The sequence below is a fragment of the Pseudomonas sp. 7-41 genome, assembly GCF_021233075.1.
Classification (GTDB): Bacteria; Pseudomonadota; Gammaproteobacteria; order Pseudomonadales; family Pseudomonadaceae; genus Aquipseudomonas; species Aquipseudomonas veronii.
The window spans coordinates 3,091,750-3,106,456 of record NZ_CP089551.1 but is presented as its reverse complement, the minus strand read 5'-3'; the positions used below and the strand labels follow the sequence as shown (position 1 = coordinate 3,106,456).

Genomic DNA, 14,707 nt, shown 5'->3' with positions numbered 1-14,707 from the left:
CGCCACGTCGAGGTTCAGATCAGGATGAAGATCAGTGCAAGCACCGCGAAGATCGCCCACTTTTCCAGATAGTAGCGCGTGCGGTTACGCTTCTTGAGTTCCTTGCCGCGCAGGCGGATTTTGTACAAGCGGCTAAACGCACGGTTCAGCCCGCCGGTCTTGTCGCCCGCGTCGTTCGGCGCGCCGGCGGCGGCCATCACCGTGCGGCTGAACCAGCGGTTGAACGCGGCCGCCCAGCGGTACTTCATCGGCCGCTCGACGTCACAGAACAGAATGATGCGGTTCTTCTGGGTGGCGTTTTCTGCGTAGTGGATATAGGTCTCGTCGAACATCACCGGTTCGCCGTCGCGCCAGGAGTAGTTCTCGCCGTCCACATTGATGTAGCACCCCGGATCGTTGGGGGTATCCAGGCCCAAGTGGTAGCGATAGGAACCGGCGTAAGGGTCGCGGTGGCGCACCAGCTTGGAGCCCGGCGGCAACTCGGCGAACATCGCGGCCTTGACCGAGCCGATGCTCTGCAGCAACTCGGTGGTGCGCGGGCACAGCTTCATCGCCGAGGGGTGGCTGTCGCCATACCATTTCAGGTAGAAGCGCTTCCAACCCGACTTGAAGAACGAGTTGAAACCAACGTCGTCGTATTGGTCCGAACGCTTGATCGCGCCCGCCTGCATCAGGGTATGGGCTTCCTGGCGGATTTCTTCCCAATGCTCCTGCAGTGGGCTCAGGTCCGGGAAGTCGCTGGGTGAGAGATACGGTCGGCTGGGTAGCTTGGAGAATAAGTAGAGAAAGCAGTTGATCGGCGCCAGGAACGTAGAGTGATCGCTGAGCTGGCGTCTCAGTTTATGCCGCACCCGGCCACGCAGGTGGACATACGCAATAGAGGCAACGTAGAGGAAAACAATAATGAGTTTCAATGGATTTCGTCACAAGTCAGGAGAAAACAGGCTGCTCCTGCGGGCCCACGACGGCCGAGGTTGGATAGCAGCACATGAAATCACAATTCACATATAGGCGGCACGACCGGCGGATAGCCCTTCGGTTCATAACCATCGCCCGATATTTAGCCACAATTTGTAACTAAAGGTTAACTAAGAATTGTGAAAAGCTGTCCACTGATTGTAATTGGAGGGGGGCACGGGGGCTTGTCATGGGACAAGCCCTTTCGCATTAAACGTTACAGCAGCGGCTGATCATCCTTGCGCTCACGCCGGGAAAAGCGCCCGTCGTCCAAGCTCGAATAAGGCACGGTTTCGCGCCGGGTCAGCACAAAATGGCGGACCAGTGCGACGAACAAGCCGAGGATCAACCCCGCGACCAGGCTCAAGGCGATCACCAGGGCTTTTTTCGGTTTGATCGGCGACAGTGGCTCCTGGGCGCGGCGGTCGACGGTGACCAGCTTGAGGTTGCTCATGTCGATGTTGAGGTTACGCAAGCGCGCAACTTCAGCACGAAGCGGTTCAACATCCTGCAGGAAGATGTCTTCATTCCCACGCTTGCGCAGCACTTCAACCTCACGGTTGACCTCCAGCAGTTGCAACTCCTTGCCGATCTCGGCGACGCGAGGGTTGGTAAAGTCGTCGCTGGTCCGCTGTTGTAGCGCAACGCGCTCGGCCTCCAGGGCCTCGGTGCCGAGGAAGTAAAGCGGGATTTTCTGGTTGTTGACCTCGGTACGCATCACCTGGCTCGAACCGCCTCGTGCGGCATCCGCCATGGACGATGGCGTGGTCGGCGTTTTGATACCCATGGACTTGGCGATGGCAATGGCTTCCGACAGCTCTGCCAGGCGGTTGGTACGCTCCATTTTCATCTGCAGGCGCAGGGCACTGAGTTCATCTTGCAACTGGGCGCGCTTGAGTCGGTCATCTTCCAACAGCTTGGCGATCTTCGATTCCTTATCGGTATCGTAGTTGGCGCGCGCAGCGTCGATCTTGCCTTTGAGTTCATTCAGGCGGTTGTTGACGATCACCTTGAGGTCCGCACCGACTTGTTCGCGCTCCGCCGCAATGGCGTAGTCGACAAAGCCGTTCAGAATTGTCACACCGTCCACATCGCTCGGGTACTGCAACTCCAGGCGGATATAACTGCTCAACGAGTCTGACTTTTTCGGGTCTGGCAGAATCAAGTTGACCGAGTTGCGGTTGAAGTCTTCAAAACTCTGCTCCAGGCTTTGCCCAGGCTTCTGGAACGCAGTGAACAATTGCTCATGGGATCTGAAAAAGCCCAGCCTCGCCTCATAAGAGTCCAACTGCGCGCCCACCTTCGACAACGCATCGGCCGGTGGCAACTTGTAGACTTCGGAACGGTTCAATGCATCCAGTTCATTGATCGCCGCCGGGCGCAAGACACTGCTGACCTCATATGTCCGCGGCGCCAGGAAGGCATAACCGACGCCCAGCACGCCCGCCAGAATCGTACACCCCACTACCAGTTTTTTTTGCTGCCAAATCGAGTGAAACAGTTCAAGCAGGTCGATTTCATCTGAAGAGCTAGAAACAGTATGCGGGGAAGTTCGATTCAAAATGAAAGCACCTTAAAAATGATACTAAACGGCCACCACCGTCAAAAACCTGAATACCCCAGTAAAGAATCAGGGACAACGCCCTGAAGCCCACAGAGCAGGCTAACCAATCGCTATCTGACCACTCAGTCAGCCGAAAAATCCCACGCTATTAAAGTTTGTTTCCCTTCATTCAAGCGATCACTGCCACTGGCGTTCATCAAGTAGGAATATTCTTGTCACAAGAGTAGTCAAAAGTTTGTTAAATAGCTGCTCTCACTCGAAAAAATCGCGATAAAAGCCTGATAACACGAAGCTTCCTACGGATAAACCTGTATATACCCGGCTTTTTCTGACCGTTCGGTCGCGCTATTCAGTCTATGAGCTCCAACAAAAAGGAATTTGTATGACATCCATTTCCGACTCGGACTACCAAGCCCTGCAGGGCACATGGCAGCAGGTCTCGCTCGAAGACAGCGGCGTGCTCAACCCGCCCGACGCCCACAGCGCCCCCGGTGCAATCACCACCATTACCGACGATCACTTTGAAGTGCTCACCGTTGATGGCGAACGACTACTGGCCGGCCGATTCTTCCTGGACAGCACCACCCATCCCAAAAGCATCACCTGGATCGATGCCATGGGGGATGACGCGGGCAAGCTGCTGCCGGCCAGCTACCGCCTGGAAGGAGACGAGTTCGTATTCATCGCGGCGGATGAAGGCATGCCGCGACCGTGTGTATTCAGCACCGGCCCCGGGCAGACAATGCGTACATTCGTGCGTCGATCCTGAGCCCCGCGCCCATCTGAACTTGCGACGGGATTTTCACAAGGCATTCACCTTCCGGTCTATAGGGTGAAGCCTACCTACTCCAGTGAATCCCTTAGCCCGCCTCCCCCGGCGGGCTTTTTTTTACGCGCAAAACAGCTCAGGGCAGGCGCTTGGTCGCCGTCAGGGTAAAACACAGCGGCAACTGGGCCGCCTGATCCTCGTATTGGTCGTAGAGTTCTTCGCGATTTGAATGCGGGTATTCTTGCAGATGAGCGATCTGCAACCGCGCCGCAATCGCTGCGCTGACCACACTGCCCAGCGTGTGTACAAACCAGTAGGACGTCGGCCCCGCGACCGCGCTCTGCCCTTCATAGACGATCGACTCTTGCAGCACAAAAGGCTCACGCTGGAAGTACGAACTGGCAGGCAGCAGCGGATTGGCTGCCAGCGGGTCGAACACTTCCAGGAACGGGTGGGTTTCGTACATCACCAGGGTGCCGCCGGGCTTCAGCGTTGTGGCGACCTGGCGCATGAACCGCGCCACATCCGGCATCCAGCCCAATACGCCGATGGTCACCAGGGCGATATCGAAGCGTGCGTGCAAACGCTCGGGCAAATGGTGGATCTCGGTTTCGATGAATTCCGGGCTGTAGGGTGAGAGCGCCGCCAGCTCCCGAGCCTGATCGAGAAAGGCACGGGATTGGTCCACGCCGACGACCGTGCGTGCGCCCAGGCCGAATAACGACAAGCTTTCGCGGCCGTTGTTGCAACACAGCTGCACCACGTCTTTGCCGGCAACACCGACATCTTGCAACAAGGCGGTGAGAGTCGGGTCCAGGCACGAAAAATCCGGTTCGGCGACCGAGGCCAGCAGCGTCCTCCAGGTATCCGTGTCTTTGTGCAGCCGGGCGGATTCGTCCCAGGCGTCCTTGTTACTGGCAATCGCCTGTTGGGCTGAGGGCATGTCCATTGCGTCTCCAGAAAGTCGGTTACAGCGAGCTACGGAAAATAAGCCAATTGCCCGTCAGATGAAACCCTCGCCTGTGGCCGAACTTATCTCTCGGCCCAGGTCACCAAACCGCCGACCTCGGTCATCTTCGTACCCTCACAGGCACAGACGACGGGTCAGGTCATTCAGCAACCATCGGCCTGCTTTACCTAAAGAGCGATTTTGCATGTGCGCGGCATAGATCGTAAGTGTGTCTGGTGTGCGTTGAAGTTCGGCGGTTAACTCAAGCGGCCGGAGGCGCCCTGAAGCCAGATGATCCGCAATCAGATGCTCGGGCATTCGGCACCAACCGAACCCGGCGAGTAAGAAATCCAGGCGCCGTGCCAAATCGACAAACCGCCACTGGTGACTGCCCGTCACCCCATAGCTAGGGCCGTCGGGAGAAACCGGATCGGAAAGCACCAGTTGCACATAGGGCTTGAGGTCTGCCCGTGTTGCCCGGCGGCCTAACATGGCCAAGGGATGCCCGCTGGCGACGACTGGCCTCAAGTCGACGCTGAGCAGCGCCAGCGCGGTGATATCGTCGGGCACCGTCGGGATCAATGTGCAAAGCGCCAGTGCCGCATCGCCGTTGCGCAATCGGCGCTCAGCGCCGCCTAAGCCTTCTGTAGAGAAACTCACGGCCAGATGCGGAAAAGCCTCACGGAGCGCGCCAAGGCTTTCGATGAGCGGGGCGCTGGAGACTAAAGGGTCTATGGCGAGCGCCAACTCCGGCTCAACCCCTGCTGCAGTACTTGCAGCCATTGCTTCAAATTGGGCAGCGCTCGCCAGCACGGCGCGCGCTTGAACCACCAGCACTCTACCGACCTCAGTGAGCCTTGGACGATGACCGCTGCGATCAAACAGCCTCACACCTTGAACTGACTCAAGTGTGGCAATCGATTGGCTAATGGCAGATTGAGCGCGCCGCAGGTGACGTCCCGTGGCCGAAAAACTGCCTGTATCGGCAATGGTTACAAGGATCCGCAATTGATCCAGGCTGAGATTTCCGATCATGCTCCATCACTTAAACAGATGGACTCAATCATATTTACATCACTCCTGCTTATAAATCGCATTGGGTAGAGTGTGTCGCACATCGCCTACCGCGACAACGCAAAACATACCGCCCCCTCACCGCGCAGGAGTTACTTTCATGTCCAGGCTTCTCACCATTGAAACCAGCCCACGTGGGGATGCTTCGATTTCCCGACAGCTCACTCGCCGCTTCGTGGCCGCATGGGAAGCTGCGCACCCTCGGGGCGCCATCAAAATACGGGATCTAACGGACACCCCGCTGACCTTCGTGACAGCCCCCTGGTTACAGGCTTACTTCACCCCCGCCCCCCAACATTCGCCTGAAATGAAAGCGGTGTTGCAACTATCCGATGAACTTGCGGCCGAGTTGCTGGAAACCGATCACTTGGTTATTTCAACACCCGTCTACAACTATAACGTCCCTGCGGCACTCAAGGCCTGGGTCGATCATGTGGTGCGTAAAGGCCTGACCCTGGGCGTTGATGGCAAAGGACTGGTGACCGGTAAAAAAGCAACAGTGCTGCTCGCCTCGGGAGGTGTATATACCGACGACTCGCCGATTAAAGACCGTGACATTGCGACCCACTATTTGAAACTGATCCTGAACGTCCTGGGTATCACTGACGTGACCTTTATCGCGGCCGGCGGCGCTAAAACCGTAGATCTCGGAGAACTCAGCATGCACGACTTTCTAGAGACATTTGATCATCAAATTCAAAAGTCGCTGGTTTAGCCAGCCATACGACTCTGCTCTATCGACTACGCGTGGTTAAACGGGGATTCACTTATGCGGCAGCAACTGAGCGGTACGCATTTCGTCCAGCCAACAAGTTGCGGTTCCGACTGGAGCTTTTATCCGACCGATAATACTGATCTCCCTCGACTTAGGCGTGGCAACCGACCAGGCTCACCGTCAAGGGCAGCGATAAACGTTTCCTGAAAGGGTTACGTTGGTTTGCTCCAATCGCTTGTCCGAACCGGTTTGGCCCGCTCGCTCAGTGAGCAGATAAACCCGATTGCCCCCCATCGCTGCGGCTTTATTTTTCAGATCGTTACGGGCTCCGGTCTCCAGGTTCGCGTTCCCAGTGATGCTGCCAAACAGAAAGTCGCCCTGACTACCCGTAACATCTCCCAAGAACTGGCACTCGGCGCCAGGTTCGTTATGAGTGACGCGCACGGTGTTGGCGGCGGGCCCCACTATCGCCGTCGGTGCGCAACCGATCAGTCCAAGCAACACAGTGGACAAACTGACACTAATGAGGATACGAGGGAGATGCATGGACATGGTTCCTGTCTTACCAAAATGACATTGCCCTTTTGGATAACCTGCCAGGGCTTTAAGCCTGTGCAGTATCAAGTTTTGCTGGAACAGGAACTGTATTAATAAGTAATTTTTGCGTGTGAATCTGTAAACAATCGCTGTACGAACGGAGCCCCAGCCCTACCCTCACGGCGCCCTCCCCCTCAAATACGCGAAGCGCACGGATATCTGCTTGGACGGTGCGTGAAACGCCGTTGGTTTTTCCCGCCATCGACGCACTCGCAGAGCGTGAAGCAGACGACCGAGCTGCACTACAAGGGACTCCAACACCGAAAGCATTGAACATCCGTCGTCGACCGCCATACAACTGTCGTCACACCTATGCGACAATATGCAGTATGTCTGGCATGAACCCCGCCTTCATTTCCCAGCAGCTCGGCCATCGTGCGCAGATGCTGCTCTCGACTTATGCGCGTTGGATCAACCCAAGCTCGGACTGGAGCGAATCGGAAGAGCTCCAGATTGGTCCCAAATTGGTCCCAGCTCAAATAAGCGCACCCTAAGCTATTGATAGGTAAAGTAATTGATCTCCACAGCTAACATCACCATGCAGTTCGGCGCCAAGCCGCTCTTCGAGAATGTCTCGGTCAAATTCGGCGCCGGTAACCGTTATGGTTTGATCGGTGCCAACGGTTGCGGCAAGTCGACCTTCATGAAAATCCTCGGTGGCGACCTGGATCCGTCCGGTGGCCAGGTCATGCTGGAACCGAATGTGCGCCTGGGTAAACTGCGCCAGGACCAGTTCGCCTACGAAGAATTCACCGTGCTCGACACCGTGATCATGGGTCACGAAGAACTGTGGAAGGTCAAGGCCGAGCGCGATCGCATCTACTCGCTGCCGGAAATGAGCGAAGACGACGGCATGGCCGTGGCCGAGCTGGAAACCGAGTTCGCCGAGATGGACGGCTACACCGCCGAATCCCGCGCCGGTGAACTGCTGCTGGGCCTGGGTATTCCCCTGGAACAGCACTTCGGCCCGATGAGCGAAGTGTCCCCCGGCTGGAAACTGCGCGTATTGCTGGCCCAGGCGCTGTTCTCCGACCCTGAAGTGCTGTTGCTCGACGAACCGACCAACCACTTGGACATCAACACCATCCGCTGGCTGGAAAACATCCTGACCCAGCGCTCCAGCCTGATGATCATCATCTCTCACGACCGTCACTTCCTGAACAGCGTATGTACCCACATGGCTGACCTGGACTACGGCGAGTTGCGCCTGTTCCCGGGCAACTACGACGAGTACATGACCGTGGCGACCCAGTCCCGCGAGCAACTGCTGTCGGACAACGCCAAGAAAAAAGCGCAGATCTCCGAACTGCAATCCTTCGTCAGCCGCTTCTCGGCCAACGCCTCGAAAGCCAAGCAGGCCACTTCCCGTGCCAAGGCGATCGACAAGATCCAGCTGGCCGAGGTCAAGCCTTCGAGCCGTGTGAGCCCGTTCATCCGTTTCGAACAAACCAAAAAGCTGCACCGCCAGGCGGTCATCGTCGATCGCATGGCCAAAGGCTTCGACGGCAAGCCGCTGTTCAAGGACTTCAGCTTTCAGGTTGAAGCCGGCGAGCGCGTGGCGATCATCGGCCCGAACGGTATCGGCAAGACCACCCTGCTGCGTACCCTGGTCAACGAACTGACGCCGGATGCCGGCAGCATCAAGTGGACCGACGCCGCCGAACTGGGCTACTACGCCCAGGACCACGCCCACGACTTCGAAGACGACATGAGCCTGTTCGACTGGATGGGCCAGTGGACACAGGGCGAGCAAGTGATCCGCGGCACCCTGGGGCGCATGCTGTTTTCCAACGACGAGATCCTCAAGTCGGTCAAGGTCATCTCCGGTGGCGAACAAGGTCGCATGCTGTTCGGCAAGCTGATCCTGCAAAAGCCGAACGTGCTGATCATGGACGAACCGACCAACCACTTGGACATGGAATCCATCGAAGCGCTGAACCTGGCACTGGAAAACTACCCGGGCACGCTGATCTTCGTCAGCCATGACCGTGAGTTCGTATCGTCCCTGGCCACCCGCATCATCGAGTTGAGCGCCAACGGCGTGATCGACTTCAGCGGCACTTATGACGACTACCTGCGCAGCCAAGGCGTGGTCTTCTAAGCACTGCGATCAGCTGTTAGCGACAAGAAAAAGCCCCGTCCACTGCGACGGGGCTTTTTTGTATCTGTCGGTCAGCCGGGTTGATAGTTAGGGTGCTTTCTTTTCCCCCGAGCCCTTGCGATGATGCCCTCACCGCCCGCCCGCGAACGAGTGCTCATGTCTGCCGCCGCCCCGAGTTCACTGTCGATCACCCTGCAGATCGTCTCCATCGTCTTCTACACCTTTATTGCCTTTATCTGCATCGGCCTGCCGATCGCGGTGATCCCAGGCTACGTACACGAGCAACTGGGTTTCAGCGCGGTGGTGGCCGGGCTGACCATCGGTTCGCAATACCTCGCCACCCTGCTCAGCCGCCCCATGGCCGGGCGCATGTCCGATAACGTGGGCACCAAACGTGCAATCGTGCTCGGCCTGGGCGGCATCCTGGCCAGCGGCGGGCTGACGCTGCTGGCAACACTGCTGCAAAGCCTGCCGCTGTTGAGCCTGGGCATCCTGATCGTCGCTCGTTTGTTGCTCGGCGTGGCCCAGGGCCTGATTGGCGTGGGCACCATCAGTTGGTGCATGGGCCAGGTCGGCGCCGAGCATACGGGGCGCTCGATTTCCTGGAACGGCATTGCGTCCTACGGCGCCATCGCGATTGGCGCGCCGCTGGGCGTGGTAATGGTCGCCGAATACGGCTACAACAGCCTTGGCATCGCCCTGTCGGTGCTGGCGGCGCTCGGCCTGGTGCTGATCCGCAATAAACCGTCCGTGCCGGTGGTCCGCGGCGAGCGCCTGCCGTTCTGGGCGGTGTTCGGGCGTATCGCCCCGTTTGGCGCCAGCCTGTGCCTGGCGTCCATCGGCTACGGCACCCTGACCACCTTTATCACCCTGTATTACCTCAATCGCGGCTGGGCTGGCGCGGCCTATTGCTTGACGGTATTTGGCGTGTGTTTCATCGTTTCGCGCCTGGTGTTTATCTCGGCCATCAGCCGCTTTGGCGGCTTCCGCGCAGCGATTGGGTGCATGATTATCGAGACCCTGGGCCTGACGCTGTTGTGGCTCGCGCCGTCTACCGGCGTGGCATTGATCGGTGCAGGGCTGACTGGCTTCGGTTTGTCGCTGGTGTACCCGGCGCTGGGCGTGGAAGCGATCAAGCAGGTGCCCAACAGCAGCCGTGGCGCGGGGCTGAGTGCCTACGCCGTGTTTTTCGACCTGGCCCTGGCGATTGCCGGGCCCTTGATGGGGGCGGTGGCGTTGAACCTCGGCTACGGCTGGATCTTCTTCTGCGCCGCACTGCTGTCGCTCAGCGCCTTGGGCGTGACCGTGCTGCTCAAACGTCGCGCTTACTGATCCGCCGTCTGCAGGCCGGCACGGGTGGATCGCCCGAGGGTGTGAGCGAAAAAGCGCCCGGCTTCGGAGGTCAGATCGCGGTGAATGCCTTCGCGGTCGACGCCATCGGCATCGGTGCAGATCGCCGGCATCAGCGCCAGTTGATCGCTGTCGCAGGGCGCCATGAACACGAAATGCCCGGCCCCGGCCAGCAATTTGAAATCCGGCGGTTCGGGCAGCTTGCGCGCCAGGGCGGCGGCGTTCTTGTCCACCGCCACCAGCTTGTCGCCATCACCGCTATAGAGCAGCACCGGCACGTGGACGTCGGCCAGGGTGTGGCGCCCGAACATCAAGCTCAACGGCGCCATCAACATCAACGCGTGAATACGTGGGTCGGCTTGTGGCTGCAGGTCATCACGGTCCACCACCAGCTCGCCTTTGGTGGTGCAGGCGTCGCGGTCTTCCGGACGCTCCTGGCAATAGCGGCGCAGGCGGTCGAAATCGGGCTTGGCGCCCGCCAGGATCAACGCGGTTTCGCCACCGGCCGAGTAGCCGATGACACCCACTTGGTCGACGTTGACGAACGGTGACAGCATCGGGTCGCCCAGGGTCGCGGTGATCGCTTCGGAAATCTGGATCGGCCGCCCATACAGGTTGCTCAACGTGCCCAGGCGGCTGTGATCCTTGTAGTTGTCGCCGGGGTGCAGCACCGCCACGACTACAAAGCCCTTGCGCGCCAGGGAGGTCGCCAGGTCATGCAGGGCCAGCGGCGTCCCTGTGTTGCCGTGGGACAGCATCAGCATCGGGAAACGGCCGATAGCGATCTTCGAATCTTCCGTGGCGGCCACGTGATACCCACCCACCCGGGTGGTGTGCTCAACGTCGGTGGACGGATAGAACGCGATGGCATTCATCGGCTGCAGATCCAGCGGGTCGAGAAAACTCATGCGGTGGAAGCCCACACTCCAATGCGGGTGCGGCGCAGGCGCGGCGTGCACTGAAACCAGGCCGCCAAGCAGGGAAAGAACCAAAACAGCACAAAGACGCATCATGAGGATGTCCACCTTTGCTGCGCGATAACCGGCATGTCTATTCAAGATGTCCATGGTTCAAGGTACTCGCACCGAGTGATAAACCCATGCGTGCATAACCTGGGCCAAAGTAAAGACAGCGGGCCAACGAAAAAACTCCGTACTCCGGTCGCGTTCAGGCGAGCAGAATACAGAGTTTAGGCGCCCGGCTTCAGATTGAAACCGAGCAACAGCGAAATTTACACAAGCCTTACGCGGCGGCGAACAATTGTTCGTTGATGACAACGTTCGCGTCGCTCAGGGACTTGCTGCGGAACTCATCGCCATACGCCAGGCCCTGGGCGCGGACGAATTCGATGTCGGTGATGCCGAGGAAGCCCAGCATGACTTTCAAGTATTCCTCGTGGGCCACGCCGGTTGCCTGGCCAACATGCAGGCCGCCGGACGTGGAGACGATGATGACTTTCTTGTTGCCGCACAGGCCTTCCGGGCCGGCTTCGGTGTAGCGGAAGGTCTGGCCGGCCACTGCAATGCGGTCGATCCAGGCCTTGAGCTGGGACGGGATGGTGAAGTTGTACATCGGTGCGCCCAGCACCACGGCGTCGGCGGCGAGGAATTCAGCCAGGGTCGACGCGCTGAGGTCGGCTTCGTGCTGCTGCGCGGCGTCGCGCAGTTCGGCCGGCGTGCCCAGCGCAGCCAGGGTGGCGCCGGAGAAGTGGTTGATGCCTTCGCTGGCCAGGTCACGGTAAGTCACTTTCACACCCGGCTCGGCCGCTTGCCAGGCCTTGACCACGCCGGCACTGAGCTGGCGCGAAGCCGAGTTGTCGCCGAGGATGCTGGAATCGATATGCAACAGTTTCATGGGGAAGCTCCAAATAGGATCAGTGCTGCGGATTAGATGGTGTTAATCCTACGCATGAAACTAATAGCCGATAAGGTAGTTGAAATGCGATAGTTCGTCCTACTGACAGGACAATAGGCCGACCATGCAAGACCTCAATGACCTCTACTATTTCGCCAAAGTCGTGGAAGCCGGCGGCTTCGCTGCGGCCGGTCGCCTGCTGGGGATTCCCAAATCGCGGCTGTCGCGGCGCATTGCCGAGCTGGAAGCACGCCTTGGCGCGCGCCTGCTGCAACGCACCACCCGGCAACTGACCCTGACCGCCGTCGGCGAGCGTTATCTGCGCCATTGCCAGGCGATGCTGCTGGAAGCGGAAATGGCCGATGAGGCCGTCGCCAGCATGTCCAGCGAACCCCGTGGGCGGCTGCGGGTGAGCTGCCCGGTGGGCTTGGCCCAGAACATCCTGCCGGAGCTAGTCGCCGGTTTTCTCGCTGCCCACCCCCTGGTCCAGATGGAAATGACCCTGGTCAACCGTCGGGTCGACTTGGTGGCCGAGGGCATTGACGTGGCGTTGCGTGTGCGCGAACTCGGCGACGAAGACCCTCTGCTGGTCACCAAGCGCCTGCGCCAGGCCCAGACGGTGCTGGTCGCCAGCCCGGACCTCACGCGTGACCGACAGATCGATAGTCTCGACGACCTCAAGCAATTGCCGGTGCTTGGCGCCTTGGAAGCCGACCGCATGGTCCACCTGCGCCTGCTCGACCCCCAAGGCAACGCCGAAGACCTGGTGATGGAAGCCCGCCTGGGCATCGATGATTTCATTGTGCGCAAAGCCAGCGCACTCAAGGGCCTGGGCTTCACCGTGCTGCCGATGATGTATTGCGAAGAAGAACTGGCCAGCGGCCAACTGGTGCAACTGCTGCCGCAATGGTCGCTGCCGGGCGGCTGGTTGCAGGCCGTGTACCCGCATCGCCGTGGCGTGCTGCCGGCGATTCGCGCGTGGATCGATTACCTGGAAGAAGGCTTTAAAAGCTGTGGAGACCGCCTGTTATGAGCATGACCGAAGAACAAGTCGCGCACTTCTGCCTGAGCCTGCCCGGCGCGCGGGAAGACTATAAATGGGGTGGCGTGCGAGTGTTTTCGATTGCCGGCAACAAGATGTTCGCCTTGCAGAACCTGCGGGGTGACTCGTTGGCGTTCAAGGTCGACAAGGAACTGTTCCTCGGCCATGTGGACCGCCCGGGCATCCACCCGGCGCCGTACCTGGCGCGCGCGCAGTGGATCATCATGAACACGCCCTACCCGCTGGGCACCGAGGAGTTGCGTGGCCTGTTGCAGCGCTCTCACCAGTTGGTGGTGAGCAAGTTGCCCAAGCGCACGCAGGTCGGGTTGTTGCTAGAGGACTGACCCCAGCGTGCCGCTGAGGAACAACTGGTCAAGCCAGAACACCTGATGCAACAGCACGATTGCCCAGAACAGCACCTGATACGAGACCTTGCGCGTCTTGTGCCGGAACACCTGCTGGGCAATCAGCGCCCCCGGCCATCCGCCCGCCAGTTCGACGGCGTGCAGGATGTTTTCGGGAATGCGCCGAGCGTCGGTGCGCGCCTTGTGCTTGTCGCTCCAGTACAGCAAAAACGCGATCACGCTGACCACGCCATAGGCCGCCAGCGGCATCACGGTCTCGCCGCGATGCCACACCAATACCGAGCCCAATAATGGCGCCGCGCACAACAGCGCAAAGATCAGCGCCTTCAGGCGTGGGTGCTGAATCATCATGCCTTGGCCGCAGACCAATCGATCCAGCCAAACTGCCAGGTCGCCAGGATCAGCAAGCCGAATGCAATCCGATACCAGGCAAATGCCGCATAGCTATGGCTGGCGATGAACTTGAGCAGGCCCTTGACCGCAATCATCGCGAAGATGAACGAGGTGACAAACCCGATGGCGAACACCGGCAGGTCAGCCGGCTGGAACAGGTCACGGTACTTGTAGCCCGAATACACCGCCGCACCGACCATGGTCGGCATGGCCAGAAAGAACGAAAACTCGGTGGCGGTCTTGCGCGACAGGCCGAACAGCAGGCCGCCGATAATGGTCGAGCCCGAGCGCGAGGTGCCCGGGATCATCGCCAAGCACTGGGCAAAACCGACCTTGAGCGCGTCCTTCCAGCTGATCTCATCGACGCTCTCGGCATGCACTTCATGCTCGCGCCGCTCGGCCCACAACATCACGATGCCGCCCACCACCAACGCCGTGGCGACGGTGATCGGGTTGAACAGGTAATGGTGAATCAGGTCGGCGAAAATCACCCCCAGCACCACGGCCGGCAGGAACGCGATCAGCAGGTTGACGGTAAAGCGCTGTGCATTGCGCTGGGTCGGCAAACCGGTCACCACGTCGAGGATCTTGCGGCGAAACTCCCAGACCACCGCCAGAATCGCGCCGAGCTGAATGATGATGTTGAACGCCATGGCGCGTTCGCCGCCAAAGTCGAGCAAGTCGGCGACGATAATCTGGTGGCCGGTACTGGAGATCGGCAAAAACTCCGTCAGCCCTTCTACCACGCCGAGTATCAACGCCTGTGCGGCGGTCCACAAATCCATACTTCCCCCAAAGGTCTTGCGCTAAGACAAGCCTCGTTAGTCTTTTTAATGGTTCACTGACGTTGAGCGCACTAAAGGCCCGGTGTTGATATTCAACGCCGGTCTGCAAAAATTCCGTGAAAAATCAGGCAGTACTCAGGTTTTTCGATTTCGGGCCGAAAGCCTATCAGACAAGGCGTAAAAGTCGATGCA

At 59.1% G+C, this 14,707-nt stretch carries 15 protein-coding genes and 1 pseudogene; 7 read left to right on the top strand and 9 right to left on the bottom strand.

Features of this window, described 5'->3' with window-relative positions; all coding sequences use genetic code 11:
- Positions 1 to 14: 14 nt before the first annotated feature.
- Together lpxO and LQ249_RS13950 are read right to left on the bottom strand one after the other, a co-directional pair.
- On the bottom strand, positions 15 to 914 hold the full coding sequence (lpxO, locus tag LQ249_RS13955) for a lipid A hydroxylase LpxO (RefSeq protein WP_017847265.1): 900 nt from the start codon (positions 912 to 914) through the stop codon (positions 15 to 17).
- A gap of 260 nt (positions 915 to 1,174) precedes the next feature.
- Positions 1,175 to 2,518 carry an LPS O-antigen chain length determinant protein WzzB gene (locus LQ249_RS13950; RefSeq protein ID WP_169881145.1) on the bottom strand — a complete coding sequence of 448 codons (1,344 nt, stop codon included), beginning with the start codon at positions 2,516 to 2,518 and terminating at the stop codon, positions 1,175 to 1,177.
- 385 nt (positions 2,519 to 2,903) lie between these two features.
- Between LQ249_RS13950 and LQ249_RS13945 the strand changes: the two genes are divergently transcribed.
- Positions 2,904 to 3,290 carry a TIGR03067 domain-containing protein gene (locus LQ249_RS13945; protein WP_126589447.1) on the top strand — a complete coding sequence of 129 codons (387 nt, stop codon included), beginning with the start codon at positions 2,904 to 2,906 and terminating at the stop codon, positions 3,288 to 3,290.
- 136 nt (positions 3,291 to 3,426) lie between these two features.
- Here LQ249_RS13945 and LQ249_RS13940 read toward each other — a convergent pair whose 3' ends face one another.
- The gene (locus LQ249_RS13940; RefSeq protein WP_046383226.1) at positions 3,427 to 4,239 is read right to left on the bottom strand and encodes a class I SAM-dependent methyltransferase; all 813 of its coding nucleotides are present in this window, start codon (positions 4,237 to 4,239) and stop codon (positions 3,427 to 3,429) included.
- Positions 4,240 to 4,374: 135 nt separating this feature from the next.
- Positions 4,375 to 5,274 carry a LysR family transcriptional regulator gene (locus LQ249_RS13935; RefSeq protein ID WP_232566552.1) on the bottom strand — a complete coding sequence of 300 codons (900 nt, stop codon included), beginning with the start codon at positions 5,272 to 5,274 and terminating at the stop codon, positions 4,375 to 4,377.
- A 139-nt stretch (positions 5,275 to 5,413) separates the two neighbouring features.
- Here LQ249_RS13935 and LQ249_RS13930 point away from each other — a divergent pair, with 139 nt between their 5' ends.
- The gene (locus LQ249_RS13930; RefSeq protein WP_046383224.1) at positions 5,414 to 6,028 is read left to right on the top strand and encodes an FMN-dependent NADH-azoreductase; all 615 of its coding nucleotides are present in this window, start codon (positions 5,414 to 5,416) and stop codon (positions 6,026 to 6,028) included.
- Between the two features lie 180 nt (positions 6,029 to 6,208).
- Here the strand turns inward: LQ249_RS13930 and LQ249_RS13925 are convergent, their stop codons facing one another.
- Positions 6,209 to 6,580, bottom strand: a complete 372-nt coding sequence (locus tag LQ249_RS13925) for a DUF4156 domain-containing protein (protein ID WP_199918374.1) — start codon at positions 6,578 to 6,580, stop codon at positions 6,209 to 6,211.
- Positions 6,581 to 6,814: 234 nt separating this feature from the next.
- Here LQ249_RS13925 and LQ249_RS13920 point away from each other — a divergent pair.
- The 3 genes and pseudogenes from LQ249_RS13920 to LQ249_RS13910 form a co-directional block, all read left to right on the top strand.
- Positions 6,815 to 7,119: pseudogene (locus LQ249_RS13920) on the top strand (site-specific integrase); the annotation flags it as partial.
- A gap of 20 nt (positions 7,120 to 7,139) precedes the next feature.
- Complete coding sequence (locus LQ249_RS13915; protein WP_026140064.1) at positions 7,140 to 8,726, top strand: ABC-F family ATPase; 1,587 nt, start codon at positions 7,140 to 7,142, stop codon at positions 8,724 to 8,726.
- Positions 8,727 to 8,882: 156 nt separating this feature from the next.
- Positions 8,883 to 10,058: an MFS transporter gene (locus tag LQ249_RS13910; RefSeq protein WP_046383223.1), complete on the top strand. Its 1,176-nt coding sequence runs from the start codon at positions 8,883 to 8,885 to the stop codon at positions 10,056 to 10,058.
- Here LQ249_RS13910 and LQ249_RS13905 read toward each other — a convergent pair.
- Together LQ249_RS13905 and LQ249_RS13900 are read right to left on the bottom strand one after the other, a co-directional pair.
- The gene (locus LQ249_RS13905) at positions 10,052 to 11,089 is read right to left on the bottom strand and encodes an alpha/beta hydrolase family protein (protein WP_026140063.1); all 1,038 of its coding nucleotides are present in this window, start codon (positions 11,087 to 11,089) and stop codon (positions 10,052 to 10,054) included. The two genes, LQ249_RS13910 and LQ249_RS13905, sit on opposite strands and share 7 nt — an antisense overlap.
- Before the next feature lie 229 nt (positions 11,090 to 11,318).
- Positions 11,319 to 11,930, bottom strand: coding sequence for an FMN-dependent NADH-azoreductase (locus LQ249_RS13900; RefSeq protein ID WP_126589448.1), 612 nt, complete (start codon positions 11,928 to 11,930; stop codon positions 11,319 to 11,321).
- A gap of 124 nt (positions 11,931 to 12,054) precedes the next feature.
- Between LQ249_RS13900 and LQ249_RS13895 the strand changes: the two genes are divergently transcribed.
- Both LQ249_RS13895 and LQ249_RS13890 read left to right on the top strand, forming a co-directional pair.
- Positions 12,055 to 12,963 carry a LysR substrate-binding domain-containing protein gene (locus LQ249_RS13895; protein ID WP_232566551.1) on the top strand — a complete coding sequence of 303 codons (909 nt, stop codon included), beginning with the start codon at positions 12,055 to 12,057 and terminating at the stop codon, positions 12,961 to 12,963.
- A complete protein-coding gene (locus LQ249_RS13890; protein WP_046383220.1) occupies positions 12,960 to 13,316 on the top strand; it encodes an MmcQ/YjbR family DNA-binding protein in 357 nt (118 codons plus the stop codon). Before LQ249_RS13895 ends, LQ249_RS13890 begins: the two co-directional genes overlap by 4 nt.
- On the opposite strand, the gene LQ249_RS13885 is transcribed toward LQ249_RS13890, so the two are convergent.
- Both LQ249_RS13885 and LQ249_RS13880 read right to left on the bottom strand, forming a co-directional pair.
- On the bottom strand, positions 13,305 to 13,688 hold the full coding sequence (locus LQ249_RS13885; protein WP_046383219.1) for a DUF1294 domain-containing protein: 384 nt from the start codon (positions 13,686 to 13,688) through the stop codon (positions 13,305 to 13,307). The two genes, LQ249_RS13890 and LQ249_RS13885, sit on opposite strands and share 12 nt — an antisense overlap.
- Complete coding sequence (locus tag LQ249_RS13880; protein ID WP_046383218.1) at positions 13,685 to 14,515, bottom strand: undecaprenyl-diphosphate phosphatase; 831 nt, start codon at positions 14,513 to 14,515, stop codon at positions 13,685 to 13,687. The genes LQ249_RS13885 and LQ249_RS13880 overlap by 4 nt, the downstream gene beginning before the upstream one ends.
- Between the last annotated feature and the right edge of the window lie 192 nt (positions 14,516 to 14,707).

What these genes read in the sequence shown, in the direction of transcription:
- LQ249_RS13945 (WP_126589447.1), top strand. Translation starts at nt 2,904, where the DNA reads ATGACATCCATTTCCGACTCGGACTACCAAGCCCTGCAGGGCACATGG.
- LQ249_RS13910 (WP_046383223.1), top strand. Translation starts at nt 8,883, where the DNA reads ATGTCTGCCGCCGCCCCGAGTTCACTGTCGATCACCCTGCAGATCGTC.
- LQ249_RS13930 (WP_046383224.1), top strand. Translation starts at nt 5,414, where the DNA reads ATGTCCAGGCTTCTCACCATTGAAACCAGCCCACGTGGGGATGCTTCG.
- LQ249_RS13900 (WP_126589448.1), bottom strand. Translation starts at nt 11,930, where the DNA reads ATGAAACTGTTGCATATCGATTCCAGCATCCTCGGCGACAACTCGGCT.
- LQ249_RS13940 (WP_046383226.1), bottom strand. Translation starts at nt 4,239, where the DNA reads ATGGACATGCCCTCAGCCCAACAGGCGATTGCCAGTAACAAGGACGCC.
- LQ249_RS13925 (WP_199918374.1), bottom strand. Translation starts at nt 6,580, where the DNA reads ATGTCCATGCATCTCCCTCGTATCCTCATTAGTGTCAGTTTGTCCACT.
- LQ249_RS13895 (WP_232566551.1), top strand. Translation starts at nt 12,055, where the DNA reads ATGCAAGACCTCAATGACCTCTACTATTTCGCCAAAGTCGTGGAAGCC.
- LQ249_RS13890 (WP_046383220.1), top strand. Translation starts at nt 12,960, where the DNA reads ATGAGCATGACCGAAGAACAAGTCGCGCACTTCTGCCTGAGCCTGCCC.
- LQ249_RS13935 (WP_232566552.1), bottom strand. Translation starts at nt 5,274, where the DNA reads ATGATCGGAAATCTCAGCCTGGATCAATTGCGGATCCTTGTAACCATT.
- LQ249_RS13905 (WP_026140063.1), bottom strand. Translation starts at nt 11,089, where the DNA reads ATGATGCGTCTTTGTGCTGTTTTGGTTCTTTCCCTGCTTGGCGGCCTG.
- LQ249_RS13880 (WP_046383218.1), bottom strand. Translation starts at nt 14,515, where the DNA reads ATGGATTTGTGGACCGCCGCACAGGCGTTGATACTCGGCGTGGTAGAA.
- LQ249_RS13885 (WP_046383219.1), bottom strand. Translation starts at nt 13,688, where the DNA reads ATGATGATTCAGCACCCACGCCTGAAGGCGCTGATCTTTGCGCTGTTG.